General features: G+C 68.0%; 12 protein-coding genes. 9 read left to right on the forward strand and 3 right to left on the reverse strand.

All coding sequences use genetic code 11. The features are described 5' to 3' along the window. Positions 1 to 13: 13 nt before the first annotated feature. The gene (locus FHW12_RS19315) at positions 14 to 400 is read left to right on the forward strand and encodes a RidA family protein (protein ID WP_182532697.1); all 387 of its coding nucleotides are present in this window, start codon (positions 14 to 16) and stop codon (positions 398 to 400) included. A gap of 15 nt (positions 401 to 415) precedes the next feature. Here FHW12_RS19315 and FHW12_RS19320 read toward each other — a convergent pair whose 3' ends face one another. Next, entirely contained in the window at positions 416 to 982 is a 567-nt protein-coding gene (locus FHW12_RS19320) for a hypothetical protein (protein ID WP_182532698.1), read from the reverse strand. An 80-nt stretch (positions 983 to 1,062) separates the two neighbouring features. Between FHW12_RS19320 and recG the strand changes: the two genes are divergently transcribed. From recG to FHW12_RS19340, 4 genes are all read left to right on the forward strand, one after another. Next, the gene (gene recG / locus FHW12_RS19325) at positions 1,063 to 3,174 is read left to right on the forward strand and encodes an ATP-dependent DNA helicase RecG (protein ID WP_182532699.1); all 2,112 of its coding nucleotides are present in this window, start codon (positions 1,063 to 1,065) and stop codon (positions 3,172 to 3,174) included. Between the two features lie 33 nt (positions 3,175 to 3,207). Continuing rightward, positions 3,208 to 4,137 carry a nucleoside hydrolase gene (locus FHW12_RS19330; RefSeq protein WP_310735300.1) on the forward strand — a complete coding sequence of 310 codons (930 nt, stop codon included), beginning with the start codon at positions 3,208 to 3,210 and terminating at the stop codon, positions 4,135 to 4,137. A 77-nt stretch (positions 4,138 to 4,214) separates the two neighbouring features. Beyond that, positions 4,215 to 4,457: a type B 50S ribosomal protein L31 gene (locus FHW12_RS19335; protein WP_182532701.1), complete on the forward strand. Its 243-nt coding sequence runs from the start codon at positions 4,215 to 4,217 to the stop codon at positions 4,455 to 4,457. Positions 4,458 to 4,745: 288 nt separating this feature from the next. Then, positions 4,746 to 6,041, forward strand: a complete 1,296-nt coding sequence (locus tag FHW12_RS19340; RefSeq protein WP_182532702.1) for a citrate synthase — start codon at positions 4,746 to 4,748, stop codon at positions 6,039 to 6,041. A gap of 131 nt (positions 6,042 to 6,172) precedes the next feature. Here the strand turns inward: FHW12_RS19340 and FHW12_RS19345 are convergent, their stop codons facing one another. Continuing rightward, positions 6,173 to 6,766, reverse strand: coding sequence for a hypothetical protein (locus FHW12_RS19345; protein ID WP_182532703.1), 594 nt, complete (start codon positions 6,764 to 6,766; stop codon positions 6,173 to 6,175). A 17-nt stretch (positions 6,767 to 6,783) separates the two neighbouring features. Beyond that, positions 6,784 to 9,267: a penicillin-binding protein 1A gene (locus tag FHW12_RS19350; protein ID WP_182532704.1), complete on the reverse strand. Its 2,484-nt coding sequence runs from the start codon at positions 9,265 to 9,267 to the stop codon at positions 6,784 to 6,786. A gap of 235 nt (positions 9,268 to 9,502) precedes the next feature. Here FHW12_RS19350 and FHW12_RS19355 point away from each other — a divergent pair, with 235 nt between their 5' ends. From FHW12_RS19355 to FHW12_RS19370, 4 genes are read left to right on the forward strand one after another with little or no spacing between them, the layout of a single operon-like run. Next, positions 9,503 to 10,561, forward strand: coding sequence for a pilus assembly protein PilM (locus tag FHW12_RS19355; protein ID WP_182532705.1), 1,059 nt, complete (start codon positions 9,503 to 9,505; stop codon positions 10,559 to 10,561). After that, a complete protein-coding gene (locus tag FHW12_RS19360) occupies positions 10,561 to 11,280 on the forward strand; it encodes a PilN domain-containing protein (protein WP_182532706.1) in 720 nt (239 codons plus the stop codon). The genes FHW12_RS19355 and FHW12_RS19360 overlap by 1 nt, the downstream gene beginning before the upstream one ends. Continuing rightward, on the forward strand, positions 11,277 to 11,963 hold the full coding sequence (locus FHW12_RS19365) for a type 4a pilus biogenesis protein PilO (protein WP_182532707.1): 687 nt from the start codon (positions 11,277 to 11,279) through the stop codon (positions 11,961 to 11,963). The genes FHW12_RS19360 and FHW12_RS19365 overlap by 4 nt, the downstream gene beginning before the upstream one ends. Position 11,964: 1 nt before the next feature. Then, the gene (locus FHW12_RS19370) at positions 11,965 to 12,495 is read left to right on the forward strand and encodes a pilus assembly protein PilP (RefSeq protein WP_182532708.1); all 531 of its coding nucleotides are present in this window, start codon (positions 11,965 to 11,967) and stop codon (positions 12,493 to 12,495) included. Positions 12,496 to 12,506 lie beyond the last annotated feature (11 nt).

Genomic DNA, 12,506 nt, shown 5'->3' on the forward strand with positions numbered 1-12,506 from the left:
AGCCGGAGTCCCCATGTCGCGCAGCATCATCCACACCGACCAGGCGCCGAAGGCGATCGGCCCGTACTCGCAGGCCGTGCGCGCCGGCAACACCGTCTACCTGTCCGGGCAGATCCCGCTCGATCCGGCCACGGGCGAACTCGTCGGCGGCGACATCAGCCGGCAGGCGCGGCGCGTGTTCGAGAACCTCTCCGCGGTGTGCGCGGCGGCCGGCGGCTCGCTCGCCGACGTCGTGCGCGTCGGCATCTACCTCACCGACCTCGGCGATTTCGCCGCGGTCAATTCGGTCATGGCCGAGTACTGCCAGCAGCCGTATCCGGCGCGTTCGACCATCCAGGTGTCTGCGCTGCCGCGCGGCGCGCACGTCGAGGTCGACGCGATCATGGTGCTCGCCGGCTAGTCGTCGACGTGCGCATCAGTGGATGCGCAGGAACAGCAGGCTGATGTACGCGAGCAGCAGCACGAACGAACCGGTCGCGACCGCGGCTTGCACGCTCGTGCGCGACGACAGATAGCCAGGCAGCGCGAGCGCGAACCAGGCCAGGCGCAGGCCGGTGTCGAGGTCGGGCTGCGGCGCCGCGTGCGCGAGCATCCATTGCTGCAGGAACGTCGCCGGTGGCACCAGCGCGACGATCACGTAGAACGGCTTGCGCTTGGCGATGAACGAACGCGCGAGCGCGTCGCCGTCGAGGTGCAGGTCGGCCGGCAGGACCAGGTAAGCGAGCAGATACAGCAGCACCGGCTGCACCATGAAGGTCACGTAGGAGAAGAACGTCCATTCCTCCACGCCGCGCCAGGCGAACGCGATCCACCAGACCTGGAAGTTGCCGAGCAGCAGGGTCGCCGTGATCACGAAGATCCACCACGCCGGCGCGAGCGCGCGGCCGTCGCGGATCAGCCGCGCGATGCCCGACAGCAGTTGCGTCACGCCAAGGCCGATCAGGATCGACAGCAGCACCGAGATGTATTCGAACTCGTTCACCCGGATCTCCACCGCAGGGAAGCGCGCCGATCCTACATGCGCCCGCTCGCTCGCGGGACGTGCCTTGCTAACCTAGGCGCATGCCGTCGCGCGTCGCCCGTTCCACCGTCGCCCTCGCCGACAGCGGCCTAGCGCCGCTGACGACGTTGTCCGGCGTCGGCCCGGCGCTCGCCGAGGCGCTCGGCCGGCTCGGCCTCGCGCGCGTGCAGGACCTCTGGTTCCACCTGCCGCTGCGCTACGAGGACCGCACGCGCATCACGCCGATCCGCGAGCTGCGCATCGGCGAGAGCGCGCAGGTCGAGGGCGTCGTCGACGCGGTCGAACGCGGCTTCCGCTACCGCCCGCAGCTGCGCGTCGCGCTCGTCGACGCTTCGCAGGCGACGCTCACCTTGCGTTTCTTCCATTTCAATCGCGCGCAGGCCGAGCAGTTCGCGCCCGGCGCGCGCATCCTCTGCTACGGCGAGGTGCGCCACGGCGCGCACGGGCCGGAGATCGTCCATCCGGAATACCGGCGCCTCACTGCCGACGCGACCGCCGTCGCGGAGCAGGCACTGACGCCGGTCTATCCGAGCACGGAGGGCCTCGGCCAGAAGCGCCTCGCCGGCGTCGTCGCGCGCGCGCTCGAACGCCTGCCCGGCGACGACGTGCTCGAACTGATTCCCGCCGCGTTGCGCGAGCGCCTCGGCCTCGCCTCGCTGCGCGACTCGCTGCTGCTGCTGCATCGGCCGCCGCCAGACGCCGACATCGCCGCGTTGCTCGCGGGCCGGCATCCGGCACAGCAACGCCTCGCATTCGAGGAACTGCTCAGCCACCACCTCGGCCTCAAGCGCCTGCGCGCGCAAGTACGCAGGCACGGTGCGCCGCCGCTCGCCGGTGACGGCCGCCTGCGCGGCGCGCTGCGCGCGAACCTGCCGTACGCGCTCACGCGCGCGCAGCAGCGCGTCGGTGCGGAGATCGAGCGCGACCTCGCGCGCGCGACGCCGATGCTGCGCCTCGTGCAGGGCGACGTCGGCTCGGGCAAGACCGTGGTCGCCGCGCTCGCCGCGCTCGCGGCCGCCGAAGCGGGCGCGCAGGCCGCGCTCGTCGCGCCGACCGAACTGCTCGCCGAGCAGCACTGCAACACGTTCCGCGCGTGGCTGCAGCCGCTCGGCATCGAACCGGTCTGGCTCGCCGGCAAGGTGCTCGGTCGCGCGCGGAGCGCTGCGCTCGCCGCGGTCGCGGACGGCGCGCCGCTGGTGGTGGGCACGCACGCGCTGCTGCAGGAAGGCGTCGCGTTCCGCAACCTCGGGCTCGCGATCATCGACGAGCAGCACCGCTTCGGCGTGCACCAGCGCCTCGCGCTGCGCGACAAGGGGCGCGACGGCGATCGCGTGCCGCACCAGCTCGTGCTAACCGCGACGCCGATCCCGCGTACGCTCGCGATGACCGCGTACGCGGACCTCGACGTGTCGGTCATCGACGAATTGCCGCCGGGACGCACGCCGGTGCAGACGGTCGCGCTGTCGTCGTCGCGCCGCGGCGAAGTGATCGAGCGGATCCGCGCCGCCTGCGCGGAAGGGCGCCAGGCCTACTGGGTCTGCACGCTGATCGAGGAGTCCGAGCAACTCGAGGCGCAGGCGGCCGAGGTGGCGTTCGCCGAGCTCACCGCGGCCTTGCCCGGCCTGCGCATCGGCCTCGTGCATGGGCGCCTCAAGGCGAAGGAGAAGCAGGCGACGATGGACGCGTTCAAGCGCGGCGATACGCGCCTGCTCGTCGCGACGACGGTGATCGAGGTCGGCGTCGACGTGCCGAATGCGAGCCTCATGGTGATCGAGAACGCCGAGCGCCTCGGCCTCGCCCAGCTGCACCAGCTGCGCGGCCGCGTCGGCCGTGGCAGCACGGCGTCGAGCTGCGTGCTGCTGTACCAGACGCCGCTGTCGTCGAATGCGCGCGCGCGCCTGGAAGTCATGCGCGAGACCGCCGACGGTTTCCGCATCGCCGAGAAGGACCTCGAACTGCGCGGCCCCGGCGAACTGCTCGGCACGCGCCAGACCGGCCAGCTCATGTTCCGCGTCGCCGACCTCGCGCGCGATGCGCACCTGCTGCCGGCCGTGCAGCATGTCGGCGAGGTGATGCTGCGCGACCACGCGGAGGCGGCCGAGCGTCTGCTCGCGCGCTGGATCGGCAGCGCCGCGCGCTATGCAGGGGCCTAGCGCGCGCGTCGCATGCGCACGGATAATGCAGCGGTGACGACACTGCTGATCGATACCGACCCGGGCGTCGACGACGCACTGGCGATCCTCATGGCGCACGCGCACGCGCGCGTCGTCGGGCTGTGCATCGCCGCGGGCAACGTCGGCCTCGCGCACACGGTCGGCAATGCGCTCAAGCTGGTCGAGACGATCGACGTGGATACGCCGGTGTTCGCCGGCTGCCCGACGCCGCTCGTCCTGCCCGCACCCGGCGCAGGCTTCGTGCACGGCGAGGACGGCTTCGGCGATACCGCCTACCTGCCGGCCGCGCGTCGCGCGAACGGCGAGCACGCGGCCGCGGCGATCGTGCGGCTCGCGCGCGAACGGCCGGGCGAACTCACGCTCGTCGCGCTCGCGCCGCTGACCAACCTCGCGCTCGCGCTGCGCCTCGATCCCGACCTGCCGTCGCGGTTCGCGCGCCTCGTCGTCATGGGCGGCGCGGTGACCGGGCACGGCAACATCCATCTCGCACCGGTCGAATTCAACATCGGTTTCGACCCCGAGGCGGCTCACGTCGTGTTCTCGGAGTGGCCGCAGTTCGATCTCGTCGACTGGGAAGCGTGCCTGCGCCATGCGATGACGTTCGAGGCCTTCGAGCGCATGCTCGCGGCCGGCGACGAGCGCGCGGGTTTCTACGCGGCGATCTCGCGCAAGGCGCGCGCGTTCAACCGGTCGCGCGGTCGCGGCATGATCGCGGCCGACGCGCTCGCGATGGCGGTCGCGCTCGACCCGGCGATCGTCACGCGCGCGGAGCACCACCACGTCGCGATCGAACTCGCCGCCGGCCTCAGCCGCGGCGCGACCGTGGTCGACTGGCACGACCGCCTCGGCGGCCGGGCCAACGCGAACATCGTGCTCGGGGTCGACCAGGCGCGGTTCGAGGCGCTGGTCGCCGCCGCGCTCGGCATCCCGGCCGCCCGCTGAGGCGACGGCTTGCGCCGGTGTCCGGGAACCGGCTAAACTACCGCTCTTTTATCGCGGCCGAACCGCGGAGCCAGCCCATGAAAGCCGACATCCATCCGAACTACAAGCCGGTCGTGTTCCAGGACATCTCGAGCGATTTCTCGTTCCTCACGAAGTCGACGATGACGAGCAAGGAAACGATCAAGTGGGAGGACGGCCAGGAATATCCGCTGGTCAAGGTGGAAATCTCCAGCCACTCGCACCCGTTCTTCACGGGCAAGCAGAAGATCGTCGACACCGCGGGTCGCGTCGACAAGTTCCGTCGCCGCTACGCCAAGTAGTACCGCGCGCGACGCGGCCGCCGGCACACCCGGCACGCCGTCCCCAGCGACTTCCCGAACGCCGGCCTCGTGCCGGCGTTCGCGTTCGTGCGCCTTCGCCTCGTCCGTCGCCGCGGCACGACCATCGTCCACGCCGGCCGGGAGCGCACGGATGCGCCTTCGGCGGTGCTCCATGCAATAATTATGCGTTGATCGCGGTCCATCATCGTGATCGCCGAACGCATCCAACGTGCAAGGCGTGGCGCCGCATCCGGCCGGCCGCGCCGGCAGCGCCAGAAGGAGCTCCCCGTGTCAGACAGCAAAACCGTCCAGCTCACCGATCCCGCGACGAACAAGGTCACCAGCCTGCCGGTCGTGACCGGCACCATCGGCGACCCCGCGTTCGACATCGGCAAGCTCAACAAGGAAACCGGCTACTTCACCTTCGACCCCGGTTTCATGTCGACCGCGGCGACGCGCAGCGCGGTCACCTTCATCGACGGCGACGCCGGCGTGCTGCTCTACCGCGGCTATCCGATCGACCAGCTCGCCAAGCAGTCGAGTTTTCTCGAAGTCGCCTACCTGCTGATCAACGGCGAGCTGCCGGACGGCAAGCAGTTCGCCTCGTTCGAGCACGAGATCACGCATCACACGATGATGCACGAGGCGCTGAAGAACTTCCTGCACGGTTTCCATTACGACGCGCATCCGATGGCGATGCTGTGCGCCTCGATCGCGTCGCTGTCGGCGTTCTACCACGACACCCTCGACCTCAACGATCCCGAGCAACGCCGCCTCGCCGCGATCCGCCTGATCGCCAAGATGCCGACGATCGCCGCGGCCGCATACCGCTATTCGATCGGCTGGCCGATCCGCTATCCGCGCAACAACCTCGACTACGTCACGCGCTTCCTGCACATGATGTTCGAGGTGCCGAGCGAGCCGCTCGACCTCAATCCGGTGGCTGCGAAGGCGCTCGACCTGCTGTTCATCCTGCACGCCGACCATGAGCAGAACGCGTCGACGTCGACCGTGCGCCTGGTCGGCTCGACCGGCGCGAACCCGTACGCGTGCGTCGCCGCGGGCATCGCCGCGTTGTGGGGGCCCGCGCACGGTGGCGCGAACGAGGCGGTGCTGAAGATGCTCGCCGAGATCGGCGACGCCAAGAACGTCGGCAAAGCGGTCGAAAAGGCGAAGGACAAGAATTCCGGCTTCCGCCTCATGGGTTTCGGCCATCGCGTCTACAAGAACTTCGACCCGCGCGCGACGATCATCCGCGAGATGTGCCACAAGGTGCTCAAGGACCTCAACGTCAGCGATCCGCTGCTCGACGTCGCGATGGAGCTCGAGCAGGCCGCGCTCAAGGATTCCTATTTCGTCGAGCGCAAGCTGTATCCGAACGTCGATTTCTACTCGGGCATCATCTACAAGGCGCTGAAGATCCCGACCGAGATGTTCACGGTGATGTTCGCGATCGCGCGCACCGCCGGCTGGGTCGCGCACTGGCTCGAGCAGCACAACGACCCGGAGACGAAGATCGGCCGTCCGCGCCAGATCTACACGGGGTCGGCGCAGCGCGACTACGTCGCGATCGGGAAGCGCTGAGGGCGATCGCCTGCGGATCCCTCGCGAGCAGGCCGGGTTTCAACGAGGTTCGTCCGCGCAGCGGACGAACGCCTCGCCACGTTACCGCGTGGATCTCGCGGGTTTAGTCCGCATCGCGGGCGATCTCGCTCTTACTGCTCCTCTAGCAACGCCTCCACCATCGCCAGCGTCGCGCGCCGCATCGGTTTCTCGCTGACGCGATCGAGTGGCGCCTGGCGCAGCACGTCGTACGGCAGCACGGTGAGGTCGATCGGTGCTTCGCCCGCATTGAAGCGCAGCACCGGGTAGTCGCGCGCGGTGTCGCGATCGAGGCGCACGCGCCGCGATTGCTCGTCGTAGGCGATGTGCCGTTCCTGCAGCAGGCCGATGACCGCGTTCGGCTGGTCGGTGTACAGGTGCAGGCAGACTGCCGAATGCTCGTCGGCAGTGCCGTCGAGCACGGCGCCGACGAGCCGCGGCTCGAAGCGAGCGAAGAAGCGCATCGCCTCGCGCGCGGTTTCGCGGCGCTCGCGCAAGGTGCGTGGCTGGTCCTCCGCCCTGAAAAGGCGCTGGTGTTCGCGCAGTGCGTCCTCGATCTCGGCGTTCTTCGGCAGGCAGGTTTCGTCGAAGATGCCGAGGCGCGCCGCGGCCTTTTCCTTGGCCTGGCGATAGTCGCGCAAGCCGTTCTCGCTGATCAGCCGCGCCGCCTCGAGCGCGATGCGCCGGCGTGCTTCCTGCGTGCGCATGGCGCCGCGGCCCGCCATCAGAAGACGTCGTAGGCTTCGTGCTGCTCGCTGGTTTCGTCGGTCGGCGGCGGCTGCGAGGCCAGGCGCGTCGCGTCCTCGGTCTTCATGACCTCGAGGATCGCTCCGGGATCGCCCGCCGCGGCTAGCAGGCCGGTCGCGGCGTCGATGCGCACGCGCGCGATGCCGGGCGGCATGTCGAACGGCTGTTCGGGCATGTCCTTGAGCGCGACGCGCATGAAGTCGATCCAGATCGGCAGCGCCGCCTTGGCGCCGAACTCGCCGCGACCGAGCGAACCGAAATCGTCGAAGCCGACCCAGCAGCTCGCGACGAGCCGGGCGTTGAAGCCGGAGAACCATGCGTCGCGATGGTCGTTGGTCGTGCCGGTCTTTCCGGCAAGATCGTTGCGCTTGAGCGACATCGCGGCCGAGCCGGTGCCACGCCGGATCACGTCGCGCATCATCGAGGTCACGAGGTAGGCGTTGCGCGCATCGATCGCGCGCGGCGCGCTGTGCGTGCCGTCGGCGGCGCCTTCGGCCGGCGGCGTGGCTGCGTGCGCGTCGCCGAGCGGGTTCAGTGCGCTCGTCGTCGCCGCGCCGTCGGCGACCGGCCTCGCCGGCGTGTTCGCGAGCGCGTGCTCGGGGCACGTGGTGCACACGACGACCGGGTCGGCGTGGTAGACGACTTTGCCATCGCGATCGACGATCTCGCTGATGTAGTACGGATCGACGAGGTAACCACCGTTCGCGAACACGGCATAGCCGCGCGCCATCGCGATCGGCGCGACCGCGGCGGTGCCGAGCGCCATCGACAAGTTCTCGGGGATCTGCTCCGGCGCGAGGCCGAAGCGCGTGATGTATTCGCGCGCGTAGCGCACGCCGATCGCGTCGAGCAGGCGCACCGACACGAGGTTGACCGACTTGACCAGTGCCTCGCGCAGGCGGATCGGGCCCTGGAAGGTGTCGTCGTCGTTCTTCGGCATCCACACGCCGTCCGGCTTGGACGGATCGGGGAACTGCACTGGCGCGTCGTTGAGCACCGACGCGGGCGTGAAGCCGTGTTCGAACGCGGCCGAGTAGAGGAACGGCTTGAAGCCGGAACCGGGCTGGCGCGCGCTCTGCGTCGCGCGGTTGAACTTGCTGCGCTGGAAGCTGAAGCCGCCGACGAGGCTGCGGATGGCGCCGTCCTGCGGGTCGAGCGCGACCAGCGCGGCCTCGGCGCCGGGCAACTGCGACAGGCGCCACGCGCCCTCGGCATTGCGCGCCACGCGCACGATGTCGCCGCGCTTGAGCACGTCGGCGACAGTCTTCGGTGCATTGCCGCGGCGATCCTCGTCGATGCGCGGGCGCGCCCACGCGACTGCGGGAAGCTCGAGCGCGATGCTCTGGCCGTCGGCGAGGTAGAGCGTCGCGGACTCGCGGTCGACCGCGGTCACGAGCGCCGGCGTGAGGCCGCTGATCGAATGGTAGTCGTCGAGTGCTTCGTTCCACGCGTCGTTGCCGGCGTCCGCGGCGAGATCCTTGTGACCTTCCGCGCCGCGCCAGCCATGGCGCTCGTCGTAGGTCATCAGGCCGTTGCGCAACGCGCTGTTGGCGCCTTCCTGCACGGTCGCGTCCAGGGTCGTCCTGACGCGATAGCCGTCGGTCAGCGCATTGTTGCCGAGGCGCTCGATCGCTTCCAGGCGCACGAGCTCGGCGAAGTAGGGCGCGTCGACCTCCACCGGCGCCTCGTGCGGCTGCGCGGTGTCGGCCTCGTTCATCGCCGCGTCGTACGCGGCCTGGTCGATGAAACGGTTCTCGAGCATGCGACCGAGCACGTACGCGCGCCTTTCGCGCGCGCGCTGCGGGCGGCTGAGCGGATTGCCGGTCGACGGGAACTTCGGGATCGAGGCGAGCATCGCGCACTCGGCGAGACTGAGCTGGTCGAGCGTCTTGCCGTAGTAGAACTCGGCTGCGGCGGCAATGCCGTAGGAGCGGTGACCGAAGAAGCTCTTGTTGAGGTAGAGCTCGAGGATCTCGTCCTTGCTCAGCGCATTCTCGATGCGGAAGGCGAGGAATATCTCCGACAGCTTGCGCGTGTAGCTGACTTCCGGGCTCAGGAAGAACATGCGCGCGACCTGCTGCGTGATCGTGCTGCCTCCGGCGACGTGCTTGCTGCCGGTCGTGACCGTGAGCCAGACCGCGCGCGCGATGCCACCGAGGTCGATGCCGCGATGGCTGTAGAAGTCGGCGTCCTCGGCGGCGAGGAAGGCCTGCTTGAGGCGCATCGGCACGTCTTCGATGTGCACCGGCGTGCGCTTGGTCTCGCCGAACGTCGCGATCAGCTTGCCGTCGGCGCTGTCGATGCGCAGCGGCACCTGCAGGCGCACGTCCTTGAGCGTGTCGACCGAGGGGAGGCGTGGCGCGATGAGCCAGTAGGCGGTGCCGAGCGCGAGTCCGCCGAGGAGGACTCCGGCCAGCGCCAGATACAGCGCATAGCGCAGCAGGCGGAGAAAGATCGTCATGCGGCGGGACTTGTGATGCCAGTCAAAGTATGTGCGGTAAGTGTCAGAGTATAGAGCGTATGCTGTAGTGCCGGACAGGCGTCGGAACCGGCACAGCTGGGGAAATCTCGGATAAGCCACTGTCTCGCCTCAAGTTTGCCACAGGGCTGGACAGCTGTTGAAAAACCGTTAATCATCGTATTTAATGTAACGGCGCATCTTTCGCTCGTAAGAGCGCGTGGGAAGGGGAAAAAGTGTGGGCCTGTTCACACCCAAAGCGCCGCCACTGATCGGCGTAGACATCAGCTCCACCGCCGTGAAGCTCCTTCAGCTGGGGCAGTCGGGCGGCCGTTACCGCGTGGAGCACTACGCGGTCGAGCCGTTGCCGCCGAACGCGGTCGTCGAAAAGAACATCGTCGAGGTCGAGGCTGTGGGCGAAGCCATTCGCCGCGCCTTCAACCGCTCGGGCGCGCGCACCAAGTTCGCGGCCGCGGCGGTCGCCGGGTCCGCGGTGATCACGAAGGTGATCCCGATGCCGGGCGACCTCTCCGACGAAGACATGGAAGCGCAGATCCAGGTCGAGGCGAACCAGTACATTCCTTATCCGATCGAGGAAGTCAGTCTCGACTTCGAGGTGCTCGGTCCGATCAAGGACAACCCGGACATGGTCAACGTCCTCCTCGCGGCCTCGCGCACCGAGAACGTCGACCTGCGCGTCGCCGCGCTCGACCTCGGCGGCCTCGGCGCGAAGGTCATGGACGTCGAAGCGTTCGCGATGGAGAACGCGTTCAAGCTCATCGCCGACCAGCTGTCGGTGCCGAAGGACGCGGTCGTCGCGGTCGTCGACGTCGGCGCGACGATGACGACGCTGATCGTGCTGAAGAACCAGCGCACGATCTATTCGCGCGAACAGGTCTTCGGCGGCAAGCAGCTCACCGACGAAGTCATGCGCCGCTACGGCCTCAGCTACGAGGAGGCCGGCCTCGCCAAGCGCCAGGGCGGCCTGCCGGAGTCGTACGAGTCCGAAGTGCTCGAGCCGTTCAAGGAAGCGATGGTCCAGCAGATCAGCCGTCTGCTGCAGTTCTTCTTCGCCGGCAGCGAATACAGTCGCGTCGACCAGGTCGTGCTCGCCGGCGGCTGTGCTTCGATTCCGGGAATCGCCGACATGGTCGAGGAACACCTCGGCGTGCCGTGCATCGTCGCCAATCCGCTCGCCGACATGTCGCTCTCCGGTCGCGTCCAGGCGCAAACCCTCGCCCAGGATGCTCCCGCGCTGATGATTGCCTGCGGGCTCGCGCTCAGGAGCTTCGACTGATGGCCAACATCAACCTCCTGCCCTGGCGAGCCGAGCGGCGCAAGCAGCGCGAGCGCGAGTTCTACATGATGCTCGCCACCGCGGCGGCGGGCGCGATCGTCGCGTTCCTCGCCGCGATGACCTGGATGGGCGTCCTGATCGAAGATCAGGAGTCCCGCAACAGCTACCTGCAGCAGGAAATCAAGGGCCTCGACAAGAAGATCGAGGAGATCCATGAGCTGGACAAGCGCCGCTCGCAGCTCCTCACGCGCAAGGAAATCATCGAGCAGCTGCAGTCGAACCGTTCGCAGATGGTCCATCTGTTCGACGAGATGGTGAAGACGATCCCGGATGGTGCGCGCCTCGGCACGATGAAGCAGGTCGGTGACCTGCTCACGCTCGAAGGCACTGCGGAATCGAATTCGCGCGTTGCGACCTACATGCGCAACATCGACGTGTCGCCGTGGATGGGGCGCTCGGACCTGCGCAAGATCGAAAACAAGGCAGGCACCAAGGAAGCCGACAAGAAGCTGCCGTACGCTTTCTCGATGGAAGTGAAGCTGCGCAAGCCGGATGACGGCAAGGAAGAGTCCGGCAAGGACGGCTCCGCGGCAGCGGCAAAGGGCGCGACGCCTTCCGGCGGTGCGGCGACCAAGGGTGCGCCTCAGCCAGCCGCTCCGGCGGACATCAAGGCGCCGCCGCCGACCCCGCCGACCCAGGTCACGGAGGGCAAGAAATGAGCTTCTTCGACGATCTGCGAAATCTGGACCGCAACAACATCGGTGGCTGGTCGAAGTCGGTCAAATTCTTCTTCTGCGCGATCATCGTCGCGCTGATCCTGTTCCTCGGCTGGTACTTCAAGATCAGCGTGCAACAGGAAGATCTCAAGACGGCGCAGGACAAGGAGCTCGCGCTGAAGAAGGAGTTCTCCGACAAGCAGGGCAAGGTCGTCAATCTCGAGGCCTACCGCAAGCAGCTCGCCGACATGGAGGAGATGCTGCAGACGATGCTGCGGCAACTGCCGAGCCGCACCGAGATGCCCGACCTGCTCAACAACATCACGCAGGCGGCGTTGAGCGCCGGCATCGAGACGCAGCTGTTCCAGCCGGGCTCGGAGGTCATGAAGGACTTCTACGCGGAGAAGCCGATCCAGCTGAAGATGCTCGGGACCTACCATCAGTTCGGTACCTTCATCAGCAACGTCGCGTCGTTGCCGCGCGTGGTGATCCTCACGATGCACGACGTGTCGCTCAAGCCGGCCGACCAGAAGGCGAGCCCAGGTGGCACGTTGCTGCTCGAGGGCATCGTCAAGACGTATCGATACCTCGACGACGACGAGCAGGCGGCCGTGGCGAAGGCGAAGAACCCGACGAAGCCGGCTGCGGGCGCGCCGCCGCCGAAGAAGAAGGCGGGGGGGGAGTGAGATGAAAATGCGCATCACAGTTCCCCTCCGTGCCGGCGCCGTCCTCCTGTTGGCGGCGTTGGCCGGCTGCACGCCGAGCGAGAGCCCGCAGCAATGGGTCGCGCGCGAGAAGGCGAAGAAGGGCGCGCCGCTCGCTCCCTTGCCCGTCATCAAGACGTTCGAGGTCTTCCTCTACAAGGACCAGGACCTGCGTGATCCGTTCGGGTTGAGTGCGGAGGAGCAGGAACAGGCGAACAGCTCGGGGCCGCATCCGGATCAGAACCGGCCGCGCGAACCGCTGGAGTCGTTCCCGCTCGACGGCCTCAAGATGTCGGGCACGCTGGGTTCGGCAAAATCAATCGAAGGGCTCGTGCGCGATCCGGACGGCGTGGTCCATCGCGTGCGCGTCGGCAATTACCTCGGCCAGAACTACGGGCGCGTCCTCGCGATCAGCGAAGACCGCATCGATCTCGTCGAGCTCGTGACCAACGGCGCCGGCGGCTGGATGGAGCGGCAGGCAACGATTTCCCTGGGCGACACCAAAAAGCAATGACCGATTCATTG

The sequence above is a fragment of the Dokdonella fugitiva genome, from assembly GCF_014138265.1.
Classification (GTDB): domain Bacteria; phylum Pseudomonadota; class Gammaproteobacteria; order Xanthomonadales; family Rhodanobacteraceae; genus Dokdonella_A; species Dokdonella_A fugitiva_A.